The organism is Streptomyces sp. NPDC020845, from assembly GCF_044334165.1.
In the GTDB taxonomy this organism is placed as follows: Bacteria; Actinomycetota; Actinomycetes; order Streptomycetales; family Streptomycetaceae; genus Streptomyces.
In genome coordinates, this window is the sequence record NZ_JBIRSJ010000011.1 from 338,505 (window position 1) to 363,243 (window position 24,739).

Consider the following 24,739-nt stretch of genomic DNA (forward strand, 5'->3'; position numbering starts at 1 on the left):
GGGTGGTGTGTTTCACGTGAAACCAATCGACCCCCGGCTGCTGCGCCAGGCCCGGGCGACCCGTCTGTTCCTTGCCGCGTCCGTGGCGTTGGGACTGGTGTCGGCGGGGCTTGTGGTGGCACAGGCCATGCTGATCGCAGAGGTGGTGGTCGCCGCCTTCGTCCACGGGGCGGCGCCCGGGGAGCTCGGGCGCCCGCTGGCGCTGCTGGCGGCCGTCGCCGTCGGCCGCGCCGCGGTCGCCTGGCTGACGGAACTGGCCGCCCATCGGGCCGGGGCGGCCGTCAAGTCCGAGCTACGGCTGCGGCTGCTCGCACATGCGGTGCGGCTGGGGCCTGAGCGGATGGGGTCCGAGCGGCCCGGGCCCGATCGGCTGGGCGCGCCGGGTGGTACGGGCAGTACGGGTGGTACGGGCGGTACGGGCGAGCTCACCACCCTCGCCACCCGGGGCATCGACGCTCTGGACGACTACTTCGCCCGCTATCTGCCCCAGTTGGGCCTGGCCGTGGTGGTGCCGGTGGCGGTGCTCGCCCGTATCGTCACCGCCGACTGGGTCTCGGCTCTGATCATCGCCGCCACGCTGCCGCTGATCCCGCTCTTCATGATCCTCATCGGCTGGGCCACCCAGTCCCGGATGGACCGTCAGTGGCGGCTGCTGTCCCGGCTGTCCGGGCACTTCCTGGACGTCGTCGCCGGACTGCCCACCCTCAAGGTCTTCGGCCGCGCCAAGGCCCAGGCCGCGTCGATCCGCGCCATCACCGCCGACTACCGGCGGGCCACGCTGCGCACCCTGCGGCTGGCCTTCCTGTCCTCCTTCGCGCTCGAACTGCTCTCCACCGTGTCGGTCGCCCTCGTCGCGGTCGGCATCGGCATGCGGCTGGTCCACGGCGAGCTGGACCTCTATACGGGGCTGGTGGTGCTCGTCCTCGCCCCCGAGGCGTATCTGCCGCTGCGGCAGGTGGGTGCGCAGTACCACGCGGCGGCGGAAGGGCTGACCGCCGCGGACGAGGTCTTCGCGGTCCTCGAACGGGAGCCCAGGGCCACCGGCGCCGAGCCCGCCCCGGACGCCCGGGGCGCTGCGCTGAGCGTGGCGGGGCTGGTGGTTCGCCACCCGGGCCGCGCCGAACCGTCCCTGGCCGAGACCTCGTTCGAGGTCCTGCCGGGCGAGACGGTGGCCGTCGTCGGCCCCAGCGGGGCGGGCAAGACCACGCTGCTGAACGCCCTGCTGGGATTCGCCGAGCCGGCCGCGGGCCGGGTGCTGGTCGCGGGCCGGGACCTGGCGTCGCTCGACCTCGACAGCTGGCGCGGCCAGGTCGCCTGGGTGCCCCAGCGCCCGTATCTGTTCGCCGGGACGGTCGCCGAGAACGTACGGCTGGCGCGGCCGGACGCCGATGACACCGCCGTACGGGCCGCGCTGCGGGACGCGGGCGCGCTCGGCTTCGTCGACGCGCTGCCGCACGGGGCCGACACCCGCCTCGGCGACATGGGCGCGGGCCTGTCCGCGGGGCAGCGGCAGCGGATCGCGCTGGCGCGCGCGTTCCTGGCCGACCGGCCGGTGCTGCTGCTCGACGAGCCGACCGCGGGCCTGGACGGGGAGACGGAGGCGGCGGTCGTCGAGGCGGTACGGCGGCTGGCCGAGGGCCGTACGGTCCTCCTGGTCGTCCACCGCCCGGCGCTGCTGCCCCTCGCCGACCGCGTGGTGCGGCTGCCCGGCCCCACCGCCGCGCCCCCGGTTGCGGCGGCCCCGAGCACCGTCCCGGCGGACGGCGCACACCAGGGCGCCGACCGTGAAGCCCCCGACGCCCTGTCTGCGTACGAGGAGCACCAAGTACCTGAGCGCCGCTCGCCGCTGGCGTGGGTGCGGGAGTCGGGGCGGGCCTGGCGGGGGCGGTTCGGGCTGGCGCTGCTGCTCGGCACCCTCGCGCTGGGCAGCGCCGTCGGGCTGATGGCCGTCTCCGGATGGCTGATCTCCCGCGCGTCACAGCAGCCCCCCGTGCTCTATCTGATGGTCGCGGTCACCGCGACCCGCGCGTTCGGGATCGGCCGGGCCGTCTTCCGCTACGCCGAGCGCCTGGTCTCGCACGACGCCGTGCTGCGGGTGCTGGCCGAGCTGCGGGTCGCGGTGTACCGCAGGCTGGAGCGGCTGGCGCCGGTCGGGCTGAAGGACACCCGGCGCGGCGATCTGCTCTCCCGGCTGGTGGCCGATGTGGACGCCCTTCAGGACTACTTCCTGCGCTGGCTGCTGCCCGTCGGCGCCGCGCTGGCCGTGGGCGTGGCCTCCGTCGGCTTCACCGGCTGGCTGCTGCCGGAGGCGGGCGCCGTGCTGGCGGCCGGACTTCTGGTGGCGGGGATCGTGGCGCCCCTTGTCTCCGGGGCGGTGGCCCGCCATGCGGAGCGCCGGCTGGCCCCGGCGCGCGGCGCGCTGTCGGCCCAGGTCGTGGATCTGCTCACCGGCACCGCCGAGTTGACCGTCGCCGGTGCGCTGCCGCGCCGGCTGGACGAGGTGCGCCGCGCCGACGGCAACCTCACCCGGATCGCCCGGCGGGCCGCGGCCGCCACCGGTGTGGGCGCCGGACTGTCCGCGCTGGCCTGCGGGCTGACCGTGGCCGCCGCGGCGCTCGTCGGTGTGCGGGCGGTGGCCGACGGCCGGCTCGACGGGGTGTGGCTGGCCGTTGTGGTCCTCATGCCGCTCGCAGCGTTCGAGGCGGTCGCGGGGCTGCCACCGGCCGTGCAGCACCGCCAGCGGGTGCGGCGGGCCGCGCGGCGGGTGTGCCACGTGGCTGACGAGGCGGACGGGGCGCCGGAACAGGGCCCGGCCGGCCCGGCCCCGGCGGCCACGGAGACCCCGCAGGGGGCGTATCCGCTGGTGCTGAGCGGGATCTCGGCCCGGTATCCGGGGCGGTCGGAACCCGCCCTGAACGGGTTCGACCTGGAGCTGCGCCCGGGCCGCCGGATCGCCGTCGTCGGCCCGTCCGGCTCGGGCAAGACCACGCTCGCCCATGTGCTGCTCCGCTTCCTGGACCCGCGGACGGGCGCGTACACCCTCGCGGGCCGCGACACCGCGGCCATGGACCCCGACGCGGTACGGCGGTTGGTGGGGCTGTGCGCCCAGGACGCGCATATCTTCGACAGCTCGCTGCGCGAGAACCTTCGTCTGGCCCGCACCGACGCGAGCGACGGCGAACTGCGCGAGGCGCTGGCCGCGGCCCGGCTGCTGGAGTGGGTGGACGGGCTGCCCGACGGCCTGGACACGCTGGTCGGCGAGTCGGGCGCCCGGCTGTCCGGCGGGCAGCGCCAGCGGCTCGCCCTGGCCCGCGCACTGCTCGCGGACTTCCCGGTGCTGGTGCTCGACGAGCCCGCCGAGCACCTGGATCTGCCGACGGCCGACGCGCTGACGGCCGATCTGCTGTCCGCCACACGGGGGCGTACGACCGTGCTGATCACCCACCGGCTGGCGGGTCTGGAGGCGGTCGACGAGGTCGTCGTGCTGGACAGGGGCCGGGCCGTGCAGCGCGGTCCGTACGCCCAACTCGCCGCAGAGGAGGGCGCGTTCCGGCGGATGCTGGAGCGCGAGGCCGGGGAGGGCCGCGCCCTGGCGGCGGCTGCTCCCCCGGTGGGGGCCGCGGCGGGCGTCAGGTGACTTTTCCCGGCGGAGGGTTTACGCGGCGGCCTCGACGGACCGGATGAGGACCTGGCCGACCCGGAGTTAGCCCGGTCAGGGCAACTCCTCACCTGGGCGGGGCAACTATCGCTGCGTCAGCATGCGCGCTCCCTTAACGGGCAGTGGGATGAGCTTCGCGGGCCGCTTGGTCAGCTTGTCAGCTTTTCCCTCTTATCGTCCCATCGCACTCCGCGACAGTCATTGGCCCGACGCGGGGAAGGAAGTCATCACGTGAACAGCCAGAGCGCAACCTCCAAACGATCCCGGGCGCGCTTCCGGGCCGTCTTGGCCGCCGCAGTGAGCGCGGTGGCCCTGAGCAGCCAGTTGCTGACCGCGGCCCCCGCCGCCATCGCGGACGAGAGCCCCCTGGGCGACGGTCGCCCCAGGCCGCCCAGACCGCCGGAGTACCCCACCGTCCTGCACGGGGTGCGCGAGTTCACCGCGAACGGGATCTTCACGCCTCCCCCGGGTGTGACCTCGGTGCACGTCCAGGCCTGGGGTGCTGGTGGCGGCGGCGGTGGTGGCGGTGGCGGTGCCACCCCGACCGGTACCGGTGTCGGCGGCGACGGTGGTGGCGGCGGCGCCGGTGGCTTCACCTGGTGCGTCATCCCGGTCCAGGCCCTGCAGAGCTACACGGTGAACCTGGGTGGCGCCGGCACCGCCGGTACCCTCGGGCCCATCGGTGGCAACGGTGGCAACGGCGGCACCGGTGGCACCACGAGCGTGACCGCTCCCAGCAGCGCCCTGCTCCTCAGCGCCACCGGCGGTACTGGTGGCGCGGGCGGTGGCGCCGGGGTGGGTGCCACCAACGGCGCCGACGGTGCGGGCGGCGCCGGTGGCACGGGCACGTGCACCACGGGCGGTGTGAGCCGGACCGGCGACAGCGGCACAACCGGAGACGGGGGCGGCGAAGAGGTCGACGGCCTCGTCGATCCGCCCGGGATCCGGGGCGAAGGCGGCGACGGCGGCCTGGGCGGCGCTGCCGGAGCGCCCGGCACGGCGGGCGACGCCGGTGGCGCCGGATACGCCGTCTTCTTCTGGTAAACCGATTCGGTCGTACCGATTCCGGGCTTGCGGAACCGTCCCCCGGCCACCCGGCCGGGGGACGGCCCGCCCCGGATCCGCCCCGAGCGCCTCAGCCTTCCTGGATCCTTTCCTGGACCCCCTCCTGGATCTCCTCCAGGATCCGCTCGATGACGGCCGCGACGCCGTCCTCCTCGTTGCTCGCGGTGTGGCTGGTGGTCGAGGCCAGCACCTGCGGGTGGGCGTTGGCCATCGCGTACGAGGTGCCCGCCCAGGCCAGCATGTCCAGGTCGTTGGGCATATCGCCGAACGCCACGACCTCCTCGGGGGCGATGCCCCGGCGGGCGCAGCACCGGGCCAGGGTGCTGGCCTTGCTCACCCCGAGCCCGCTGACCTCCAGCAGGGCGGTCGGGCTGGAGCGGGTGAAGTCGCCGTGTGCCCCCGCCACCGTGCGGCCCAGCTCCAAAAAGGCGTCGGGCGCCATGGCGGGGTGGTGGGCGAGCAGTTTGAGGACCGGCGTGCCGCCGCATTCGCCGTCTTCGTCCAGCAGCTTCTCGGCGGCGGCGATGATCGCGCTCGGGTCGCGGTGGAAGGGCGGGTAGTCCGGTTCGTATGCGATGCCCTCGGTGCGCTCGACCGCGAAGGAGGTGCCGGAGGCCGCGCCGCGCAGCGCCTCCACGATGGCCAGCGCCCGGTCCACGGGCAGCGGGCGCGCGTCGAGCAGCCGGCCGCCGTCGTGCAGATCGACGACGGCCGCGCCGTTGGCGCAGATGGCCAAGCCATGGCCGTGCACATGTTCGCTGACCACGCCCATCCAGCGGGCCGGCCGGCCGGTGACGAAGAACACCTCGATACCCGCACGCTCCGCCGCGGCGAGGGCGGCGACGGTGCGGTCCGAGACCGTTTTGTCATTGCGCAACAGGGTGCCGTCGAGGTCGGTGGCGATCAGCCGGGGTCGGGGTGTGGTGGAGTGGGATCTGCCTGCGGCCGGGGTCTCGGACTGCTCGGTTGCTGGAGTCACGGCAACCATCCTCCCGCATATGCCGCGCACGAGTGCCTTCAGGCTGGCCTAGGCTCGGCGGTATGCGACTGAGCACCGTGATCCTTCCCGTACGCCGCTGGTCCGAGGGCGGCCGCCAGGTGTGGCAGCGCGCCGAGGAGCTGGGTTTCCACGCCGCGTACACCTATGACCACCTGTCGTGGCGCAGCTTCCGTGACGGACCCTGGTTCGGGGCGATCCCGACCCTCACGGCGGCGGCCGCGGCGACGTCCCGGCTGCGGCTTGGCACCCTGGTCACCTCCCCGAACTTCCGCCACCCCGTCACGCTGGCCAAGGAGCTGATCTCCCTGGACGACATCTCCGGCGGCCGGATCACCCTGGGCATCGGGGCGGGCGGCTCCGGTTTTGACGCGACGGCGCTGCTGTCCGGTGACGAGGAGGCGTGGACGCCGCGTGAGCGGGCCGACCGTTTCGGTGAGTTCGTGTCGCTGCTCGACCGGCTGCTGACCGAGGACGCGGTGACCCAGGAGGGCCGGCATTACAGCGCGCGTGAGGTGCGCAACATCCCCGGCTGCGTCCAGCGGCCCCGGCTGCCCTTCGCCGTCGCCGCCACCGGCCCGCGCGGGCTGCGGCTCGCGGCGCGGCACGGGCAGGCGTGGGTGACCACGGGCGACCCGAAGATCTACGAGACGGGGACGCCGGCCGAGTCGGTGGCCGCCATCGGGCGCCAGATCGACCGGCTGGGCGAGGCGTGCGCCGAGGCCGGGCGGGACGTGGCGGAGCTGGACAAGGTCCTGCTCACCGGCTTCACCCCCGATCCGAAGCGCCCGCTCTCCTCCGTCGACGCGTTCGTCGACTTCGCCGGGGAGCACGCACGGCTGGGCATCGACGAGATCGTGCTGCACTGGCCGATCCCCGATTCGGTCTTCGCGGCGGATCTCGCGGTCTTCGAGAAGATCGCCACGGACGGTCTGGCGCAGCTCGACGGGTAGCCGGAGAGGCCCAGCCCCTGGTCCCGCAACCTCAAATAGTGCGAATGGATCAAAGGCCTTCACTCCTATGTGACTGGTTTTGTCAGATCGAGGCGGATTTACTCTGACAAGACGGCTATAGGGCGCAGAATCGGGTGTAGAGATTCCGGCCACCACCGTTGCTGGGAGGCACCCATGCCACGCACCCGATACGCCCCTGACCGGGGGCTGACCACCCGCATGGTGACCACGATGTTCTTCATCGGTCTGCTCTACGTGGTCTTCGTCGGCGTGCTGCTGGCCCTGCTGCGCGGGGCCTGGCCGCTGATCCTGCTGATCGCGGGCGGGCTGTTCGTGGCGCAGTTCTGGTTCAGCGACCGGATCGCGGCGTTCTCCATGGGCGCCCGGGAGGTCACCCCCGAGCAGGCGCCCGAGCTGCACGGCGCGGTCGACCGGCTGTGCGCGCTCGCCGATATGCCCAAGCCGAAGGTGGCCATCGCCGACTCCGATGTGCCCAACGCCTTCGCGACCGGCCGCAACCAGCGCAACTCGATGGTCTGCGCGACGACGGGGCTGCTGCGGAGGCTGGAGCCGGAGGAGCTGGAGGGCGTGCTCGCGCATGAGCTGTCGCATGTCGCTCACCGGGATGTGGCGGTCATGACCATAGCCTCGTTCCTGGGCGTCCTGGCGGGCATCATGACCCGCGTCGCCCTGTGGGGCGGCCTGAGCAGCCGTAACAGCCGGGACCCCAACACCGCCATCGCGGTGCTGATCATCCCGCTGGTGAGCGCCGTGGTCTACGCGATCAGTTTCCTGCTCACCCGGCTGCTCTCCCGCTACCGGGAGCTGAGCGCCGACCGCGCCGGTGCCCTGCTGACCGGCCGTCCCTCGGCGCTGGCCGCCGCGCTGACCAAGGTGACCGGGCAGATAGCCCGAATACCCACCCGCGACCTGCGCCGGGCGGAGCCGTTCAACGCCTTCTACTTCGCCCCGGCGCTGAGCGGGGAGAGCCTGAGCCGGCTGCTGTCCTCGCACCCCACGCTGGAGCAGCGGCTGGACCAGCTGGCCCGTATCGCCGCGCAGCTCGGCCGGGCGGAGAGGAGCTGAGGAGCCATGGGGTTCTGGGACGCCGTCCTCGGCCGCAGCAGGCCCGTACGGCCCGACCTCGACCAGCTCTTCGCGCTGCCATCGGCCGCGGTGACGCTGGAGGCGGGGGCGGGGTTCACCCCCACGGGTCTTGGCTCGGTGTGCTTCGCGAGCGTCGAGGGCGGCGCCTTCGACCGGCTCCAGGAAGAGGTACGGGCCCTGCTGGACGCGGACACCGAACGCGGCGGGGTGCCCGTCGAGTTCAGCCGCGACGAGTACGGCTACACCTGGCTGCTGGCGCGGCAGCCACGGGACGATCTGGCGGCCCTGGTGAGCGATCTGCACGCGGTCAACACCCTGCTCCAGGACGCCGGTTTCGGCCCGCAGCTGCTGTGCTCCCTGGTCGGCTTCCGGGACGCGGAGGCTCGGCCGCTCGCGCTGGTGTATTTGTACAAGCGCGGTACGTTCTACCCCTTCGCCCCGCTGCCCGCCCGCGGCGAGAAGCGCGACAACGCGCTGGAGCTCCAGGTGCGGGGGCTGCTCGGCGACGACCTACGGGTCGAGGAGGACCTGAGCCGCTGGTTCCCGGTGTGGGGCGCGCCCGGTATGGCCGGCTGAGCGCCCCAGGGGCTTCCCGCTGCGGGCGGGTGTCAGATGTCGCGCGTCTTGGCGAAGGCCACGAATGACGCCCAGGCGGCGGCCTCGAATATGAGCGCTGGGCCGTCGGGGGTCTTGGAGTCCCGGACAGGGACCAGTCCGGAGGCGGCGATGTTCGGCGCCCACTCGACGCACTGAGCCCCTCCGTTGCCGGAGAACGAGGACTTGACCCACCGAGCACCGGTGAGGTCAGGGGTTGTGCTCATCAGGAAGTGCCTCCAAAACGGACCGGATGAACCCCGCCGACTGCTCGGGGGACAGCGCCGAAGCGCTCAGCAGATCGTAGGCCCGGATGCGGGCCCGGACCTCTTCCTTTTCTTCGACGAGTGTCCCAGTTGTCGTGGCCTCTTCATAGGCTACGGGGGAGTCATCATCGAGCGTCAGCAGGGACAACGCTCCGCCTGCAAGGGCATGGCCTCCGTGCTCGAAGGGAAGCACCTGCACGAACGACGCAGGAGTCAGCGCCAACTCGGTTAACCGGCTGAGCTGTTCCCTCATCACGGCCCAACTGCCGTACCGACGCCGTAGAACGCCTTCATCCAAGATTGCCGCGTAGTGAGGCTGGGGTTCCTTCGAGAGCAGTTCCTGACGGCTGAGCCGGGCCGTGAGTAGTTGCTCAACCTCATCGTCGGAGGCGTCCGGCAGGTGTACGCGGAACTGAGCTTCGGCGTACGCCGGAGTCTGTAGCAAGCCGGGAACGATCTGAGGTGAGTACTCCCTGATCCGGATGGCTCGGGCCTCCAGCTCCATGCGTCGTCGGAACTTGTCCGGATGGATCTCGTGACGAGCAAGGGCGTAGAGCTTGCCGAAGATGCCATCCGTTCCAAACGCCACGTCGAGCATGGGCGGCAGTTCCGGCGGAATCATGGATTCTGCCGTCTCGAACCGCGCCAGCGAACTCTTGCTGAACTTGGTGACCCCGGCCAGGGCCTCAAGAGACATCCCCGCCGCTTCACGCAATCGGCGCATCTCCGAACCGAACAGGTGGCGGGCGGAGCGATCTGGCGTCAGTGCGCGTGGCCGAGCTGGCATCGAGCAACCTCATTTTCCCGATGGGCCGGTTGGGACATCAATGACTTCAGATCGTACGCGCGGGGCGACAGGCTGTGACCACGCAAGGTGACTACTGGTCACGAGCAGGAGTGCCAGATGAAAGAAGGCCCCCTGATGATGGTTCCCCCCGAACAGATCATCGACTCCGCGTCAGACGCTGCGAACACGAGTGACCTCCGATTCGTGTCTGTCCCCATAGCTCACCGGCTACAGGACGCCGCACTTCGGTCGCTCGAATCGCTGCGAGCGGGCTGGATGTCGGTGAAGCGCCGCACGGTGAGCGCAACTGGAGAACTGCTGCGGCGCATGCGGCACGTCATCGCGACCGAACAGGGTCGGCATAGCGCGGCACACATGGCAGCTCGCCCGGTCCACCCTCCTGTACCGCCGCCTCCGATGCCCGTCGCCGACACCGTCGAGCTCTCCGCGTCCTCATCTGTCGTCTACGAGGACCCGCCCACGCTCCCCCTCCCGCGCATCCCTGCTGCTGAGCGCTTCCCGATCGTCTGGGATGCCGACCCTGTGGGGTTGTACGTCGTCCAGTACGAGCGTGAGCGGGCGTTGGGAATGACGCGATGAGCGCCGGGACACCTCCACAGGAAACGCCGGGAGGTCCCGGCCCGCGCCCCACTCTCAAGGAGCTGGAGCAGCGCGCGGAGGCTCTGGCCAAGGCGATCCGTAAGCACCTGGAGCGGGGGACTCGGCGGTGAGGTCGTTGATGGCGCGGGGCATGACCGCTGGAACTCGGGGCTGCGCGAAGTGCAGGGAGTACACCGCGTTGCGCGAGAAGGCCAAGCAGGACGGGGACTTCGGCCAGGCGACCGCATACGAGATCTTGCGTCGCCGCCACCCGTCCCACGAAACACCGAGTCGTACGGCCCGCTGGGGGTTGCCCGCATGAGTCGGCCGACTCCGTACAAGGGCCCGAAGGTGGGCCAGGAACCGTACGACGCCGCCACGGGGCGCGTTGGTGTCCTCCAGGACATCTGTCACGTTGACGATCTCATCTTCGACCACAGGATGCCGGGGCCCCGCGTCGCCTTCCTGCGTCCGGCCGCAGGCGGGCTGGAGTGGATGACCGACGCCGGAAACGTCCAGTTTCCGGAGGAGGCGAAGAAGCGTCCCGATGTCTACGACGGGCCACGGCGGGAGTGACGTCGGCATATGGATCTCTGTCTCGTCCCGCCGTAGAGGCCAGGCCGACAGGTGAAGGCCCGGAGGCGCTTTGACAGGCTCCCAACCGGGTCGCCCGGGCCCGTGCTACTTCCTGTTACGTCTGTGACGGGCGGGGCCGCGTAAAGCGCCGCTGGCTGAACGTCTGATCTCCCGTCCGGCGGGCGGGCGACGGGGCGCTGGCGTGGTCAGAGTCAGCTCACCAGCACCCCGCCACACCAGAAAACCCCGTCCATCTCTCCGGTCGTGAGCTGCGGATGCACCCGGAGGCACTGCTGGATGGCCGCGGTGTCTGCGTGGAACTTGTTCTCCTGCACGGTCAGCAGCGACGCGTCTGCGTGCCCCGCTCATCCGCCAGCTCACTTGCTCCTCGGACCCCACTGCAGTGAGGCATCTGATGTCCGATGTATCGGGCGGGGCCGCCGTCGAAGTCGGACGGCTACAGATTCTCGTACTGCTTGCCCTGGCTTTGCTGAACCTTTATGAGCCGGGATACTCACTCGGCAAAGGGGCTCGAACGGGTTCCGCACGTCTCGCCTATCGATCGAAAGAAGCGACTCATCTAGCGCAACGCGCCTTCATATCGATATAGACGGGGCGACCGTGAGCCCACTCTGTGGGGCGCTATTGATTTACTTCGCGGATGGCCGATGACAGACCCGCAGCAAGCCCGATGAGATTCTCCCTATAGGCTCCGACTCGCCTATGGAAGGTCTCCTCGGTCGAGAAGAGCGACGGCAAGCAGATCAGAAGAGCGTAAATGGAGTGCGCTTCCTCGCAGCTAACGTCCAACACGATTCGGCTGCCAGCCTCGGCGGGCACAGCAGCTGAGAACAGTTCCTCTAGCCTAGCGCCAGCTGGCCCAAGCATGAGATCTAGTTCACCTGGATATTGGATGCTCTCCAGCATGGCCGAAAGGGAGTTAACCAAGAGCCAATGCTGTGCCTTGGTTAGTCGAATCTGGTACCCTGCGTTCTTCCTTTCGAGCTTCACTTCTGTTCTCATTGTCACCTCATCCAATGGATTCGTAGCGTTTTGCGAAGGCCTCTGGGCTCATTTTATAGCCATGGATCATATAGGCATTCTTGATGATGGCTACACCCTTATCGGCGTCATAGAGAGCATACGCCTGAGACGTCCCCTCATTGATTTTGGTATCAATGTGGGTGAATTCTGCATTTTTGAATCCTGCGAAGTACTCGGCGAGTGCTCGGGCATCTTTTCCGACCCCTGGAATTGTGTGACTCGCCGCGCGATCCCCGTCCCGCCCATTCATGACCTGAAGATTATAGTCAACACCATCGGCGATGTCCGGTCCGTATTTGGAGTCGATCTCGTCGTAAAGGTCATCAGAGATCCCGCACCCGAATAGGCCTAGCGGGTCGATACGGATATGGGGGTTGTCTACGTAGGTTGTGGGGTTTGGTGCTGGTTCGAGGCCGAGGGGGTCCGGTGAGGTGTAGCGGGCGGTTTCGGGGTCGTAGTGGCGGAAGTAGTTGTAGTGGAGGCCGGTTTCGGGGTCGGCGTATTGGCCGGGGAATCGGAGGGGGCAGTCGGCTGTGCCGGGTGGGGTGGGGAGAGGGGTGCCCCAGAGGGTGGTGCGGTGTTGCCAGGCGAGAGTGCCGTCGGGGGTGACCAGTTCGGTGGGGGTGCCGACGAGGTCGGTGATGATGGCGTGGAAGCGGGCGTCGTACTCCGATTGGGGGGTGCTGTCGGCCGCGTGGAGGATGGATGACGCTTGCTCCTCCGTTGGATCCAGCGGAGTTCGGCGCTCGGTTTGGGATATGGGGCGGTGGGTTCCTGGGGCATAGTCCCAGGTTGTCGTGGCCCCGTCCCTTGTGGTTTGTTCGGCTAGGCGGGTGCCGTCCCAGGTGAAGTGGATCCGGTCGGCGGCTGTGCCGTCCTCGGCGAGGCGTTGTTTGGTGGTGCGGCGGCCCAGGGGGTCGTAGGTGTAGGTCCACTCCTCGCCGCCCGGGGTGGTGGCGTGGGTGAGGCGGTCTTCCGCGTTCCAGGTGTAGGTCCAGGTGCGGGTCTGGCCGTTGAGGAGTTTGCGGGTGCGGCGGACCAGGCGGCCCTGGGCGTCGTGTTCGTAGGTGGTGCGGCCGGCGCGGTGGATGATCGTGCCGGTGAACTGGCGGTCGCCGGGGGCCTCGTGGTTGGGGGCGGTGGCGTGGGTGAGGTTGCCCGCGCTGTCGTAGGCGTAGGTCTCGGTCCAGCCGTGGGCGTGGACCGCCGTGACGCGGCCGACCGGGTCGAGGTCGAAGCGGCGGGTGCCGGAGGTCAGCTCGCGGATTTCGGTGAGGTGGTCGTCCTGGCGGTAGGCGTACTCCCGGTGCTGGAGCAGCGTGGACGTGTCGCCGTGGGTGAGGGACTGGGTCGTCAGGCGGTCCAGGGCGTCCCAGGTCTGGGTCAGGCTTACGTCGTCGCCGAGTGTGCGCGAGGTCTCGCGGCCCGCCGTGTCGTAGGCGAAGTGCAGCGCGTTGTCCGCCGTGGTGAGCCTTGTGGGGCGGCCCGTCGCGTCGTGTGTCCATTCCGAGCGCAGGCCGCTCGGGGTGATCCGTTCGGTGCGATTGCCCGCATGGTCGTAGGCGTAGATGGTGGTCTCGTCGTTGACCGTCTCGGTCAGGACCCTGCCCCGCGCGTCATAGGTACGGCGCAGCTCCGCGTCCGGGTTCGCCGCCTGCGTCAGGCGTCCTACGGCGTCATACTCGAACGTCGTCTCCGTGCCCTCCGCCGCGCGCGACGCGATCGTGCGGCCCAGCGTGTCGCGGGCGTAGGTGAGGGTTTCGCCCGCGCCGTTCTCCCGGGATATCAGGCGGCCTGCGGCGTCGTGCGCGTACCTGAGCGTGCGGCCGTTGAAATCTGTCTCGGCTGTGACCTGGCCTGCGCCGTCATAGGTGTAGGTCCACGTCCGGCCCCGGGGGTTGGTGACCGTCGTCAGACGCAGCTCGGTGTCGTACGTGAAGGCGTACGTCGCTCCGTCCGGGGCCGTGCGCGTCGCGGGGAGGTCGAAGTGGGTGTGGGTGTAGCGGGTGGTGTTGCCCGCCGGGTCAGTGTGTTCGACGAGGTTGCCCTCGGGGTCCCAGGTCCAGGTCTCGCGGGTGCCGTCGGGGCGGGTGCGCCAGGAGGGTTTGCCTTCGATGGTCCAGCCCTGGCGGGTGACATGGCCCAGGGGGTCGGTGATGCGGGTGATGCGGCCGTGGGTGCCGCGGCGGACGGTGGTCGTGTTGCCCAGGGCGTCGGTGACCTCGACCGGCAGGCCCGCCTCGTTGCACACAACGTTCGTCGTGTGGCCGAGCGGGTCCGTGACGGAGCTCAGGTTGCCCGCCTCGTCGTACGTGTAGTGAGTCGTGGCGCCTGTGGGGTCCGTGGTTCGGGTGCGGTTGCCTCGGTCGTCGTATGTGTGGCGCCAGGCCGCGTTGTCGGGTTCTCGGACTTCCAGCGGCTGGCCGTAGGCGTTGTACGTAGCCGTGGCCGCCGTGCCGTCCGGGCGGTCCACGCGTATGAGGTTGCCGGTGTCGTCGTACGCGTAGCGCGTGGTGTGGCCCAGCGGGTCGGTCACCGACAGCGGGAGGCGGTTGTTCTGCGGGTGCCACTGGGTGTGGGTGGTGTGGCCCAGCGGATCGGTCTCGGTCACCACCTTGCACGCCTCGTTGTAGACGTAGGTGGTCCGGTGGCCCAGTGAGTCGGTGTAGATGGTGGTGCGGGCCGATTCGTCGTAGTGGAAGCGGCCGGTCATCATGTTGTCCGAGCCGATGGTGCGCAGCACTCGGCCCCGGTGGTCGTAGACGTATCCGAAGCTGGTGCCGTTGCGGTCGGTCCAGGATGTGATGCGGTGCTGGTCGTCGTAGGTGAACCGCAGTGGCTCGTCGGTGGAGTTGAAGATCTCGGTCAGGTCACCCGCGCCGTTGTAGCCGAAGGAGACCAGCGTGGTGCCCGCCTCCGTGTTGCCGATGCCCAGCAGGCGCAGTGCGGTGATGCGCAGCAGCTCCGGGTCGGTGTCGATCGCGATGCGGTAGCCGCCGGAGTGCACCACCTCGCGCGGGGTGCCATCCGGATCGTAGACGAAGGTGATGGACCGACCGTTGTGGTCCTCGATCATCTGGAGGGAGAGTTCATTACCCGCCAGTGGTGTGAAGTGCAGGGTGCGGGCCTGCTCCGGGATCTCGATCCGCATCGTGCCGCCCGCCGTACCGTCCCAGCGCAGCGGCCAGCGGGGGCCCCGCACCGGGTATGTGTCCTCCCCGGGACGGGGCACGGCGTAGCGCAGCAGCATGCCGTCGGCCGCGACGAACACGATCCCGTCCGCGTCCAGCTCCAGCCGCTGGTCGAGGGTGGCGGCCCAGGAGCGGCCGAACCAGCCGCCGCAGGTGTGGCCGGAGACGAAGGTGCGTTCCAGGACCAGCGGGAGCGCGCCGGGCAGGGACACGTCCGTGGCCGACATGACCATCTCCCCGGTCACCACGTCGACCGGGTCGCCGCACTCCTTCTTCTCAGGCCCGCACTGGTCGTGCGTGCCCTCGCGGTCCGCCCGGTCGTGCGCCTCGCCGTCCCGGCCCAGCTCCTTCTTACGCAGCGCCAGCCGCTCGGCAGGGGTCTTGCCGACGTTCTTCAGCTCCTTGCGCAGCACGCTCGAACCGCCCGTGGCCACGGCGAGCAGCAGCGACGGGGTGATCTCGCCGGCCGCGCGGATCGGGTCCTTGGACCACATGTCCCAGTTGGTGGCCGCCTTCACGAACTCCTTCGGGTGCGCCGCCGCGTACGCCGCGCCGTCCAGCATGCCGGCCAGCAGCATCGAGAACCCTGCGCCGTCGCCTTCGAGGAGCGAGGCGGGGATGCTGCCCAGATCGAGGATGGCGTAATGGACCTTCCACAGCCCGTCCTTGAGGCTCTCCCCGGCCCTATGCCAGTTGCTCGGCTTGTTCGGGGCCTTCTCCGCCGCTTTGTCGATCTTCTTCTTCGACGCGTCGACGACCAGCTGCAACTCGGCGACCAGCTTGTCCAGCCGACCGACACAGTCCTCCATCGCGGAGATGCCCGGATCAGTCTCCGCGGGCTTCTCCGGCAGCTGCTCGTCGCCGCGCGTCACCGCGTCGTTGTAGGTCTCGACCTTCTTGTTGTGCGCCTTGGACGCCGCGCGCGCCGCATCCGCGTCCTCAATGATCGGCTCACAGCGCTTCTGTACGGAGCGCAGCTTGGTCGCGTACGACGCGAGCGCACTCGCCGCGTGCGTGAACTGGTCGTGGCCCGAGGTCAGTTCCCTCGGCAGCCGGTCGACAGCCTTCCTGAACTCACCCGCCCCCCTGCCCTGCCAATCCTCCAGATCCGCCGGCCGCAGCTTGTCCTTGCCATCCTGGAACGCGCCCGCATACGCGCGTAGCTCCAGCACCAAGTCGTCGACATCGTCGGGATTGCCGGGGATCAGGTCCTTGGGCTTGGCGCCCACCGGTATGCGTATCTGCGGCGGTCGCACCGCATCCGGGTCCGCCATCAGGACTCATCCTCGTACCCGGCCAGCGCCTTGCGCGCGAGCTTCGCCAACGCCGTGTCTCCCGGGCGCTTCTCCATCTCCGGCGCGCCCACGTGCTCCCAGGACCACTTGCCCGCCGCGCCCGACGGGAGCTTGGCCATATTCGCGTCCGAGGGCCAGAAGTCCTTCACCCGCATCAAGTCCGCCAGCATGTACCCGGCCATGGCCTCGTACAGCCGCTCCACCACCACATCCGCGTGGTCCGCCAGCTCACCCATGCCAAAACCCCACGCCTTGACGAACGCCTTGCCTGACTCCAGGAGATCGGGCGCGCCACAGTGCTGGAGATAAGCCGTCAGCTTCTCCTGGCCGTTCTTCACCGCCCGGGCCCCGACCACCGACTCCTCCAACGGGCTGATCAGAGCCTTCACCGCAGCGATCTCGATCTTGTAGCCGTCAGCGCCCTCGTTGCCGCCGTACTTGCCGTCCGGGCCACCCTCGCTGGGGGCCCGGTTCACATTCCGCGCGTCAGGATCCGCCATCGTCAGCCCCCTTGCCCTGGTCCTCGTCCTCTGCCTCGCGCAGCGTCTGCGCGTCCAGCAGGAACGGGTGCTTGCCCAGCGGGTCCACCAACGCCCGTACGCCCTCGGGCAACAGCCCCACCAGGTCCTCGACCGTCGTGGAGGCCCATCCGCACGCTCCCGCGAAACGCGCAAGGCCCTCGATCGAGGTGAAGACCGGCACGAGCGGGCCGGCCTCCGCCGTCTCCGAGACCAGGAAGCCCGGGTTCTCCGGGCGCTGGAAGTACAGCCGCGCCTTCCGAAGCGCTGCCCACTTCTCCCGCTCCGACAGCTGCGCGGCGGTCTCCTGGCGGACCAGGTCGGCCAGGCTTGCTTTGCCGCCCTGACCTGGCGGTCTGGTGTTCCCTCCCCCAAACATGAGGGCTATCTTCACACAGGTGACCGACACTTTGGGTGACTGACACGCATCTCTTCGCAACCACATGCTAGGAACACGAGGTGACCCACGGCCCCACCCCCTGCTGCAGGTCGCGGAGCCTGAGCGCCGCTGGGCGGCATGCGGCTCCGGCGGGTGCGGGCATCGTCTCGCGCCTTCGGCAAAGCGGCCGGCAGCGGGAAGGGGAGGGGCGGTACGCCGCCGTCGCCGTCCGGCGGCCCGGCGGGTCGGCGGGTCGCGGCGGCGGGAAGCAGCCCCGGTTCCCTTCCCAGTGGCGTTGCGCCGAGCGGGGGACCGAAGTCCAGGCGCGGGCCTCCCTCCACCCCCTCTCAGAAAAACGTTTGACGTAGAGCAAGCATTTTTTAAGAGGGGGTGGGGAGAAGCCCGAACCGGACCGGCGTCCACCGCTCCGGGCGGCCATGCGCAGTTCCACCGCTCGCCAGCCGGTGACGTCGCCCTCCTGGGCAGGACGGCGACGATGCCTCCGGCACCCCTCCCCTCCCCTCCCCGCTGCCGGTCGCTTTGCGCCGAAGGCGCGAGACGATGCCCGCACTCGGCGGACGGAGCATGCCGTCCAGCGGTGCTCGTCCGCGAGGGCCGACCCTGTCGAAAGTGCTGTCCCTTACGGGACCGTCAGACCCGAGAACTAGGGAAAACCAGCCGTCTGGACTGACGCCCGCTGTGGCGCACGCCACTACGGTCGAATACGTGACTGTGATCGCCACCGAAAGCCTGAGCAAGCGGTTCCCCCGGGTCACCGCGCTCGACCGGCTCTCCGTCGACATCACGCCGGGCGTCACCGGCCTGGTAGGTGCCAACGGGGCCGGTAAGTCCACCCTGATCAAGATCCTGCTGGGGCTGTCCCCCGCCAGCGAGGGGCGTGCCACCGTCCTGGGCCTCGACGTGGCCAAGGACGGCAGCGCCATCCGTGAGCGGGTGGGCTATATGCCCGAGCACGACTGCCTGCCGCCCGATGTCTCGGCGACCGAGTTCGTCGTCCATATGGCGCGCATGTCCGGGCTGCCGCCCGCCGCCGCCCGTGAGCGGACCGCCGACACCCTGCGCCATGTGGGGCTCTACGAGGAGCGGTACCGCCCCATGGGCGGCTACTCCACCGGTATGAAGCAGCGCGTCAAGCTCGCCCAGGCGCTGGTCCACGACCCGCGGCTGGTGCTGCTCGACGAGCCCACCAACGGCCTCGACCCGGCGGGCCGCGACGAGATGCTCGGCCTGATCCGCCGGGTCCACACCGACTTCGGCATCTCGGTCCTGGTCACCTCGCATCTGCTCGGCGAGCTGGAGCGCACCTGCGACCACGTCGTGGTCATCGACGGCGGCAAGCTGCTGCGCTCCAGCTCCACCCGTGACTTCACGCAGGCCACGGCCTCGCTCGCGGTCGAGGTGACCGACACCGCCGCCCACCCGGACGGCACAGCCGCGCTCCGCGCCCACCTCGCCGAGGCCGGTCTCACGGTCCGGCCCGCGGGCCGGACCGGCGACGGGGGGCCCGGCTCCGACCATGTGCTGCTGGTGGACGTCGTGGGTGACGAGACGTACGACGCGGTCCGGGACGCCATCGCCGGACTCGGCCTCGGCCTGATCCGTATGGAGCAGCGCCGCCACCGCATCGCCGAGATCTTCCGCGACGACGCGCACGACGACGCGCACGACGACGCGCACGACGACGCGCACGAGGATGCGCACGAGGATGCGCACGACGACGCGCACGACGACGCGCAGGATGACGCGCAGGAGGACGCCGCGGACGACGCGCACGGCCACGCGCCCGACGACGCCCCCGACGGAGACAGGAACGCCACGCGGCGGAGCCGCACATCGAACGGAAGCGGAGGTGCCGCCGATGCCGCCTGAGTCCGCGACCCAGCAGCGCGCCGATGTCATTCACAACATCGGCTACCGCCACTACGAGGGCCCGCGCCTGGGCCGCGCCTACGCCCGCCGTTCGCTGTTCTCCCAGAGCCTGCGCGGCGCCTACGGCCTCGGCCGCTCCGCCAAGTCCAAGGTCGCGCCGATGCTGCTGGCCGCCGTGATGTGCGTGCCCGCGCTCATCATCGTCGCGGTGGCAGTGACGACCAAGGCGAACGAACTTCCCGTCGAGTACACGAGATACGCGATCATCATGCAGGCCGTCATCGGCCTGTACACCGCGGCCCAGGCCCCCCAGTCCGTCTCAAGGGACCTGCGCTTCAAGACGATCCCGCTCTACTTCTCCCGCCCCATCGAAGCGGCGGACTATGTGACGGCCAAGTTCGCCGCCATGGCCTCCGCGCTCTTCGCCCTCACCGGCGCTCCGCTGGTGATCCTGTACGTGGGTGCCCTGCTCGCCAAGCTGGACTTCGCCGATCAGACGAAGGCCTTCGCGCAAGGACTGGTCTCCGTGCTTCTGCTCTCGCTCCTCTTCGCCGGCATCAGCCTGGTCATCGCCGCGCTCACCCCGCGCCGCGGCTTCGGCGTGGCGGCCGTCATCGCCGTACTGTCCATTTCGTACGGCGCGGTGTCCACCCTGCAGGCCATCGCATGGGACCAGAACAACACCGACGCGGTCAGCTGGATCGGCCTGTTCTCGCCGATCACCATCATCGACGGAGTCCAGACGGCCTTCCTCGGCGCCTCCTCCGCCTACCCCGGCGGATTCGGGCCCGGCACCGGGGCCGGACTCGTCTTCCTCCTCGTCCTCCTCGGCCTGATCGCCGGCTCCTACGGCCTGCTCCTGCGCCGCTACCGAAAGGTCGGGCTGTGACCACGATCGCCATCGACAATGTCTCCCGCTGGTTCGGGAACGTCGTCGCCGTCAACGACGTGACCATGAGCATCGGCCCCGGCGTCACCGGCCTCCTCGGCCCCAACGGAGCGGGCAAGTCCACCCTCATCGGCATGATGGGCGGCTTCCTGGCGCCCTCCACCGGCTCCGTCACCCTGGACGGGGCCACCGTCTGGCGCAACGAAGCGGCCTACCGCCAGATCGGCATCGTCCCCGAGCGCGAGGGGATGTACGACTTCCTCACCGGCCGCGAGTTCGTCATCGCCAACGCCGAACTGCACGGTCTGCCCGACCCCCGCGCCGCCGCCCGCAAGGCGCTGGAGACGGTCGAGATGGACTTCGCGGGCGCCCGCCGCATCGCCACGTACAGCAAGGGCATGCGGCAGCGGGTGAAGATGGCCTCCGCGCTGGTCCACGAGCCGTCGGTGCTGCTGCTCGACGAGCCGTTCAACGGCATGGATCCACGCCAGCGGATGCAACTCATGGAGCTGCTGCGGCGGATGGGGGACGAGGGCCGTACCGTCCTGTTCTCCTCGCACATCCTGGAGGAGGTCGAACAGCTCGCCGCGCATATCGAGGTGATCGTCGCGGGGCGGCACGCCGCCTCCGGGGACTTCCGCAAGATCCGCCGCCTGATGACCGACCGTCCGCACCGCTATCTGGTGCGCTCCAGCGACGACCGCGCGCTCGCCGCAGCCCTCATCGCCGACCACTCCACCGCGGGCATCGAGGTGGACGCGAGCGGCGGTCCCGAAGCCGGGCTGCACATCCAGGCGGTCGACTTCACCCGCTTCACCGAACTGCTGCCCCGCGTCGCCCGCGATCTGGGCGTCCGGCTCCTCACGGTCTCGCCTTCCGACGAGTCCCTGGAGAGCGTCTTCTCCTACCTCGTCGCGGCCTGAGCGGCCGGAAAGGAGCCTTGAAAGCGATGTCCTCGCTCTACCATCCCACCGTCGCCCGGCTCACCTACCGGGCGCTGCTCGGCCGCCGCCGCGCGCTGATCCTGTTCAGCCTGCCCGGGCTGCTGCTGGTCATCGCGGTGGCCGTACGGGCGCTGTCCGGCGCCGACGACCAGACCGCCGACGCCGTGCTCGGCGGCTTCGCGCTCGCCACGATGGTCCCGCTGATCGGGGTGATCGCCGGTACGGGCGCGATCGGCCCGGAGATCGACGACGGTTCGGTGGTCTATCTGCTGGCCAAGCCCGTCAAGCGGCCGACGATCATCTTCACCAAGTTCATCGTCGCGACCGGCGTCACGGTCGTCTTCTCGGCGCTGCCCACCCTGCTGGCGGGCTACGTCCTCAACGGGAACGGCCAGCAGCTGGCGGTCGCCTACGCCCTCGCCGCCACCGTCGCCTCGATCACCTACAGCGCGATGTTCCTGCTGCTGGGCACCATCACCCGGCACGCGGTGATCGTGGGGCTGGTCTACGCCCTGGTGTGGGAGTCCCTGTTCGGCAGCCTGGTGGGCGGAGCCCGCGACCTCAGCGTCCAGCAGTGGTCGCTCGCGCTCGCCCAGAAGGTCGCCGACGACGGGGCGGTCACCTCCGAGGTCGGCCTGCCCGCCGCGGTGGTGCTGCTGCTGGCGGTGACCGTGGCCGCGACCTGGTACGCGGGCCGGAAGCTGCGGACCTTGACCCTCGCGGGCGACGAGTGACCCCGTGTTCCGGTTACGGACGCCAGCGGGCCGGGGCCGCCGTGAAACGGCCCCCGGTCTCGGCGGTGGCCGCCGCACTCGGCGCGGCCACCGCCACCGTCTTGTGCCCCGGGGCCGCGTTGGCCTGGTCCAGGGCCGAGGCCACCGTGGCGGACGAGCCGAGCACCACGGTCGCCGCCACGCAGGCCACCGTCCACGGTGCCCGCAGCATCCGCACCCACCCCGACGTACGCTTCACACCCGCCGTGCCGCTCATGCCGTCCTCCGATCCTCGTCGGTGCCGATGAGGCGATCCTGACGGGCGGAGTTGTCGATCGGCCCTGCGTCACCTACGGGGAAGCTGTGGACCGGGCGCTCGGCCGTCGGCAACCGGCCTCAGGTGCGGGCCGGTTCCGCCGGGGACGCGGTCTTCGCGGGGGCGTCGGACCTGGTCGCCGCGGACGGGCCGCCGCGGACGACGGCCAGCACCAGCAGGCCCGCCGCCAGCGCGGTGATCCCGGATATCACGCAGATGCGGTCGAGCCCCGCCACGAAGGACTCGTGGACCAGCGCCTTGGCCGCCGCCGTACGTCCCGCCGGAGCGGCGGCGATCACCGCGTCGGCGTGGCCGCCGCTGATCGCCTCGGACGCCTGCCCGGCGGCGCGCCCCGGGATGGTCCCGCTGTCCTCGACGACGTCCCGTACCCGGGCGGCGAACACCGTGCCCAGGACCGCGATCCCGAGCGCGTACCCCAGCTGCCGGAAGGTGTTCACCGCGCCGCTGGCCATCCCGGCGCGCTCCGGCGGTGCCGCGCCGAGCGCCGCCGAGACCAGGACGGGCATGATCAGACCGATGCCGAGGCCGCCCAGCATCAGTCCGGGGACAAAGGCCGTCCAGTCCGAGCCGGGCGTCAGCCGCGCGGCGGTGACCAGCGCGCTCGCGCCCACCAGCAGCAGCCCGCCGCCGAGCGCGCGCCCCGGAGCGACCCGCTCCAGCACCCGTCCGCCCGCCGCGCCGACGACCAGCGCCACCCCGGCCATCGGGGTCACCGCGAGCCCGGCCTGCACCGGGCTGAGCCCAAGCACCGACTGGAGCCACATTCCCGCGTAGGTGAGGTATGGGAAGGCCGATGCCTGCACCAGCAGGGCCGCCGTCATCAGCACCACAAAGGTCGGGCGGCGCATCAGTGCCAGATCCAGCAGCGGCTGCCGCTTCCGGCGCTCCACCAGGACGAAGACGACCAGCGCGAGGGCGGAGACCACCAGCGACGCGATCGTGCCGCTGTCGGACCAGCCCTCCTCGCCGCCCCGTATCAGCCCGTACGTCAGCGCGCCGGCGCACAGCGTGAAGAGGGCGGCGCCCGGCCAGTCGATCCGCGCCCCGGGCGCGCCGCGCGACTCGTCGACCGTACGGATCGTGATCCACACCGCGATCGCGGTCAGCGGCAGGTTGACCAGGAAGATCGCCCGCCAGTCGGCGTACTCGGTGAGCAGCCCGCCCAGGATCGGACCGACCGCGGCGGCGGCCCCGCTGGTTCCGCCCCATACGCCGAAGGCGACGCCGCGGTCGCGCCCGCTGTAGGTGGCCATCAGCAGCGGGGTGTTGGTGGCGAACATCGCCGCCGCCCCGACGCCCTGCACCGCACGGGCGGCGATCAGCACCCCGCTGTCCGGGGCGAGCCCGCAGGCCAGCGAGGAGAGCGCGAAGACGGCGAGCCCCCACAGATACAGCCGCCGCCGGCCGTAGACGTCGGCTGCCGATCCGGCGGCCATCAGCAGGGCGGCGAGCGCCAGCGCGTAGATGTCCATCACCCACTGCAGTGAGGTGAAGGAGGCGTCCAGGCCCTGCGCCACTTCCGGCAGCGCCGTGTTCACGATCGTGACGTCGATCAACAGCATGAAATTGCCGAGGGTGATGGCCGCGAGCGGCCACCATTTGCTCCGCATGACGAACTCCGAGTTCCACAGAGAGTGGGGCCCGGCCCGACGCCGTACCCCCCGTGAGCCCAAAGTCCGTCAGCGGACCCCGCCGCTTCCAGCCAACACCGCGTCTGTGGCGCTATCCGACAACGGCTAGCCTTCTGCGGTGAATTCCGACGCGTTCGACGACCTGGACCGGCAGCTCGTCCAGGCTCTCCAGCTTGACGGCCGGGCCCCGTTCAGCCGGATCGCCGATGTGCTCGGCGTCTCCGACCAGACCGTGGCGCGCCGCTACACCCGGCTGCGCACGACGGGGACGATCCGGGTGCTGGGGCTCACCGACCCCGCCGCGCTCGGCGAAGTCGTCTGGCTGCTGCGGGTGCAGTGCACCCCGGACGCGGCCGTGTCGGTGGCCGAGGCGATGGCCCGCCGCTCCGACACCTCATGGGTGAGCCTGATGTCCGGCGGCACCGAGATCTCCGGCATCACGCGCGCGGCGTCCGGCGAGGACAGCGACGCGCTGCTGCTGCGCAAACTGCCGGGTACTCCACGGGTGGTGGGCGTGACCGCGCACTGTGTGCTGCACGAGTACTTCGGCGGGCCGCAGGGGCTGGTCAGCAAGTCGGGCACGCTGACGCCCCGGCAGATCGAGCGGCTGGTCGTCCCTGTCGTCCAGCGCCCGCCGGACGGCCGCGCCCGGCTGGACGACGGCGACCGTCAGCTTCTGGCCGTGCTGGCGCGCGACGGGCGGGCGGGGCTGGCCGAGTTGGCGGCCGCCACGGGGTGGTCGCAGTCGACGGTACGCCGCCGCCTGGCGGAGCTGCGCGCCGACGGCACCCTCTACTTCGACGTCGACTACCACCACCGGATGTTCGGCCATGGCTCCACGGCCGTGCTGTGGCTGTCGGTGCTGCCAGCCCACCTCGCCGCCGCCGGGGAGGCGGTGGCGGAGCACCCGGAGGCGGCCTTCGTCTGCGCGACCACCGGGCCGCACAATCTGCTGGCGGTCGTGGTGTGCCGGGACGTCCGGCATCTGTACGAGTACCTGACCACGCGGGTCGCCGCGCTTCCGGGGGTGCGGGGCATGGAGACCTCCCCGACGATCCGCCGGGTCAAGGGCGCGGGGCCGCTGCCGCCGTCTCCGCGGGGCCCGGCGCGGCGCGTTCCCTGACCTTGCCGCTGAAACCCATGGTCAGCAGGGTCACTTGGAGGAAAATCCCAACTCCCGTTGGTTGAACTCTGTTCAAGCAGACGACTCAATAAATCTTGACGATTGTCAGGGACCTGCCGAACTCTTGGCGTGCACCAGCGCAACTCCTCGTACCCGTTCCAACTCCCTTCCCTACGGTCCTG

21 protein-coding genes are annotated in these 24,739 nt (G+C 70.5%); 13 read left to right on the top strand and 8 right to left on the bottom strand.

Features of this window, described 5'->3' with window-relative positions:
- Positions 1-16 precede the first annotated feature (16 nt).
- Positions 17-3,637: a thiol reductant ABC exporter subunit CydD gene (gene cydD / locus ACH4U7_RS30100; RefSeq protein ID WP_398530935.1), complete on the top strand. Its 3,621-nt coding sequence runs from the start codon at positions 17-19 to the stop codon at positions 3,635-3,637.
- Positions 3,638-3,889: 252 nt separating this feature from the next.
- Positions 3,890-4,702, top strand: a complete 813-nt coding sequence (locus ACH4U7_RS30105; protein WP_398530936.1) for a hypothetical protein — start codon at positions 3,890-3,892, stop codon at positions 4,700-4,702.
- A 91-nt stretch (positions 4,703-4,793) separates the two neighbouring features.
- Here ACH4U7_RS30105 and ACH4U7_RS30110 read toward each other — a convergent pair whose 3' ends face one another.
- Positions 4,794-5,711, bottom strand: a complete 918-nt coding sequence (locus ACH4U7_RS30110) for a Cof-type HAD-IIB family hydrolase (RefSeq protein ID WP_398530937.1) — start codon at positions 5,709-5,711, stop codon at positions 4,794-4,796.
- Between the two features lie 53 nt (positions 5,712-5,764).
- Between ACH4U7_RS30110 and ACH4U7_RS30115 the strand changes: the two genes are divergently transcribed.
- The 3 genes from ACH4U7_RS30115 (at position 5,765) to ACH4U7_RS30125 (ending at position 8,356) form a co-directional block, all read left to right on the top strand.
- Positions 5,765-6,673, top strand: coding sequence for an LLM class flavin-dependent oxidoreductase (locus ACH4U7_RS30115; RefSeq protein ID WP_398530938.1), 909 nt, complete (start codon positions 5,765-5,767; stop codon positions 6,671-6,673).
- Positions 6,674-6,847: 174 nt separating this feature from the next.
- Positions 6,848-7,759 (top strand): zinc metalloprotease HtpX, encoded by a 912-nt coding sequence (gene htpX / locus ACH4U7_RS30120; RefSeq protein ID WP_398530939.1) that lies wholly within the window; start codon positions 6,848-6,850, stop codon positions 7,757-7,759.
- A gap of 6 nt (positions 7,760-7,765) precedes the next feature.
- Positions 7,766-8,356 (top strand): hypothetical protein, encoded by a 591-nt coding sequence (locus ACH4U7_RS30125; RefSeq protein ID WP_398530940.1) that lies wholly within the window; start codon positions 7,766-7,768, stop codon positions 8,354-8,356.
- A 32-nt stretch (positions 8,357-8,388) separates the two neighbouring features.
- Here the strand turns inward: ACH4U7_RS30125 and ACH4U7_RS30130 are convergent, their stop codons facing one another.
- On the bottom strand, positions 8,389-8,601 hold the full coding sequence (locus ACH4U7_RS30130) for a DUF397 domain-containing protein (protein ID WP_398530941.1): 213 nt from the start codon (positions 8,599-8,601) through the stop codon (positions 8,389-8,391).
- A complete protein-coding gene (locus ACH4U7_RS30135) occupies positions 8,585-9,427 on the bottom strand; it encodes a helix-turn-helix domain-containing protein (protein ID WP_398530942.1) in 843 nt (280 codons plus the stop codon). The genes ACH4U7_RS30130 and ACH4U7_RS30135 overlap by 17 nt, the downstream gene beginning before the upstream one ends.
- Positions 9,428-9,544: 117 nt before the next feature.
- Between ACH4U7_RS30135 and ACH4U7_RS30140 the strand changes: the two genes are divergently transcribed.
- The 3 genes from ACH4U7_RS30140 to ACH4U7_RS30150 all read left to right on the top strand — a co-directional run bounded on the left by ACH4U7_RS30140 (position 9,545) and on the right by ACH4U7_RS30150 (position 10,603).
- Positions 9,545-10,027 carry a hypothetical protein gene (locus ACH4U7_RS30140; RefSeq protein WP_398530943.1) on the top strand — a complete coding sequence of 161 codons (483 nt, stop codon included), beginning with the start codon at positions 9,545-9,547 and terminating at the stop codon, positions 10,025-10,027.
- Between the two features lie 151 nt (positions 10,028-10,178).
- On the top strand, positions 10,179-10,349 hold the full coding sequence (locus ACH4U7_RS30145) for a hypothetical protein (RefSeq protein WP_398530944.1): 171 nt from the start codon (positions 10,179-10,181) through the stop codon (positions 10,347-10,349).
- A complete protein-coding gene (locus ACH4U7_RS30150; RefSeq protein WP_398530945.1) occupies positions 10,346-10,603 on the top strand; it encodes a hypothetical protein in 258 nt (85 codons plus the stop codon). Before ACH4U7_RS30145 ends, ACH4U7_RS30150 begins: the two co-directional genes overlap by 4 nt.
- A gap of 1,030 nt (positions 10,604-11,633) precedes the next feature.
- Here ACH4U7_RS30150 and ACH4U7_RS30155 read toward each other — a convergent pair.
- Genes ACH4U7_RS30155 through ACH4U7_RS30165 form a run of 3 tightly spaced genes read right to left on the bottom strand, consistent with a single transcriptional unit; the run spans position 11,634 to position 17,030 of the window.
- Complete coding sequence (locus tag ACH4U7_RS30155) at positions 11,634-16,112, bottom strand: putative T7SS-secreted protein (protein WP_398530946.1); 4,479 nt, start codon at positions 16,110-16,112, stop codon at positions 11,634-11,636.
- Positions 16,112-16,633 (bottom strand): hypothetical protein, encoded by a 522-nt coding sequence (locus tag ACH4U7_RS30160; RefSeq protein WP_398530947.1) that lies wholly within the window; start codon positions 16,631-16,633, stop codon positions 16,112-16,114. Before ACH4U7_RS30160 ends, ACH4U7_RS30155 begins: the two co-directional genes overlap by 1 nt.
- Positions 16,620-17,030, bottom strand: coding sequence for an SseB family protein (locus ACH4U7_RS30165; protein ID WP_398530948.1), 411 nt, complete (start codon positions 17,028-17,030; stop codon positions 16,620-16,622). The genes ACH4U7_RS30160 and ACH4U7_RS30165 overlap by 14 nt, the downstream gene beginning before the upstream one ends.
- 699 nt (positions 17,031-17,729) lie before the next feature.
- On the opposite strand from ACH4U7_RS30165, the gene ACH4U7_RS30170 reads away from it, so the two are divergent.
- From ACH4U7_RS30170 to ACH4U7_RS30185, 4 genes are read left to right on the top strand one after another with little or no spacing between them, the layout of a single operon-like run.
- Positions 17,730-18,920, top strand: a complete 1,191-nt coding sequence (locus ACH4U7_RS30170) for an ABC transporter ATP-binding protein (protein WP_398530949.1) — start codon at positions 17,730-17,732, stop codon at positions 18,918-18,920.
- A complete protein-coding gene (locus ACH4U7_RS30175) occupies positions 18,910-19,809 on the top strand; it encodes an ABC transporter permease (protein WP_398530950.1) in 900 nt (299 codons plus the stop codon). Before ACH4U7_RS30170 ends, ACH4U7_RS30175 begins: the two co-directional genes overlap by 11 nt.
- Positions 19,806-20,732 (top strand): ABC transporter ATP-binding protein, encoded by a 927-nt coding sequence (locus ACH4U7_RS30180; RefSeq protein ID WP_398530951.1) that lies wholly within the window; start codon positions 19,806-19,808, stop codon positions 20,730-20,732. Before ACH4U7_RS30175 ends, ACH4U7_RS30180 begins: the two co-directional genes overlap by 4 nt.
- 26 nt (positions 20,733-20,758) lie before the next feature.
- The gene (locus ACH4U7_RS30185; RefSeq protein WP_398530952.1) at positions 20,759-21,487 is read left to right on the top strand and encodes an ABC transporter permease; all 729 of its coding nucleotides are present in this window, start codon (positions 20,759-20,761) and stop codon (positions 21,485-21,487) included.
- 13 nt (positions 21,488-21,500) lie between these two features.
- Here the strand turns inward: ACH4U7_RS30185 and ACH4U7_RS30190 are convergent, their stop codons facing one another.
- Positions 21,501-21,743, bottom strand: a complete 243-nt coding sequence (locus ACH4U7_RS30190) for a hypothetical protein (protein WP_398530953.1) — start codon at positions 21,741-21,743, stop codon at positions 21,501-21,503.
- Positions 21,744-21,862: 119 nt separating this feature from the next.
- Positions 21,863-23,413, bottom strand: a complete 1,551-nt coding sequence (locus tag ACH4U7_RS30195; protein WP_398530954.1) for an MFS transporter — start codon at positions 23,411-23,413, stop codon at positions 21,863-21,865.
- Between the two features lie 139 nt (positions 23,414-23,552).
- Between ACH4U7_RS30195 and ACH4U7_RS30200 the strand changes: the two genes are divergently transcribed.
- Positions 23,553-24,557, top strand: a complete 1,005-nt coding sequence (locus ACH4U7_RS30200; RefSeq protein ID WP_398530955.1) for an Lrp/AsnC family transcriptional regulator — start codon at positions 23,553-23,555, stop codon at positions 24,555-24,557.
- The last annotated feature ends 182 nt before the right edge of the window (positions 24,558-24,739 follow it).

What these genes read in the sequence shown, in the direction of transcription:
- ACH4U7_RS30195 (WP_398530954.1), bottom strand. Translation starts at nt 23,413, where the DNA reads ATGCGGAGCAAATGGTGGCCGCTCGCGGCCATCACCCTCGGCAATTTC.
- ACH4U7_RS30130 (WP_398530941.1), bottom strand. Translation starts at nt 8,601, where the DNA reads ATGAGCACAACCCCTGACCTCACCGGTGCTCGGTGGGTCAAGTCCTCG.
- ACH4U7_RS30165 (WP_398530948.1), bottom strand. Translation starts at nt 17,030, where the DNA reads ATGTTTGGGGGAGGGAACACCAGACCGCCAGGTCAGGGCGGCAAAGCA.
- ACH4U7_RS30110 (WP_398530937.1), bottom strand. Translation starts at nt 5,711, where the DNA reads ATGGTTGCCGTGACTCCAGCAACCGAGCAGTCCGAGACCCCGGCCGCA.
- ACH4U7_RS30115 (WP_398530938.1), top strand. Translation starts at nt 5,765, where the DNA reads ATGCGACTGAGCACCGTGATCCTTCCCGTACGCCGCTGGTCCGAGGGC.
- htpX (WP_398530939.1), top strand. Translation starts at nt 6,848, where the DNA reads ATGCCACGCACCCGATACGCCCCTGACCGGGGGCTGACCACCCGCATG.
- ACH4U7_RS30185 (WP_398530952.1), top strand. Translation starts at nt 20,759, where the DNA reads ATGTCCTCGCTCTACCATCCCACCGTCGCCCGGCTCACCTACCGGGCG.
- ACH4U7_RS30175 (WP_398530950.1), top strand. Translation starts at nt 18,910, where the DNA reads ATGCCGCCTGAGTCCGCGACCCAGCAGCGCGCCGATGTCATTCACAAC.
- ACH4U7_RS30145 (WP_398530944.1), top strand. Translation starts at nt 10,179, where the DNA reads ATGACCGCTGGAACTCGGGGCTGCGCGAAGTGCAGGGAGTACACCGCG.
- ACH4U7_RS30135 (WP_398530942.1), bottom strand. Translation starts at nt 9,427, where the DNA reads ATGCCAGCTCGGCCACGCGCACTGACGCCAGATCGCTCCGCCCGCCAC.
- ACH4U7_RS30150 (WP_398530945.1), top strand. Translation starts at nt 10,346, where the DNA reads ATGAGTCGGCCGACTCCGTACAAGGGCCCGAAGGTGGGCCAGGAACCG.
- ACH4U7_RS30140 (WP_398530943.1), top strand. Translation starts at nt 9,545, where the DNA reads ATGAAAGAAGGCCCCCTGATGATGGTTCCCCCCGAACAGATCATCGAC.
- ACH4U7_RS30160 (WP_398530947.1), bottom strand. Translation starts at nt 16,633, where the DNA reads ATGGCGGATCCTGACGCGCGGAATGTGAACCGGGCCCCCAGCGAGGGT.
- ACH4U7_RS30190 (WP_398530953.1), bottom strand. Translation starts at nt 21,743, where the DNA reads ATGAGCGGCACGGCGGGTGTGAAGCGTACGTCGGGGTGGGTGCGGATG.
- ACH4U7_RS30125 (WP_398530940.1), top strand. Translation starts at nt 7,766, where the DNA reads ATGGGGTTCTGGGACGCCGTCCTCGGCCGCAGCAGGCCCGTACGGCCC.
- ACH4U7_RS30155 (WP_398530946.1), bottom strand. Translation starts at nt 16,112, where the DNA reads ATGGCGGACCCGGATGCGGTGCGACCGCCGCAGATACGCATACCGGTG.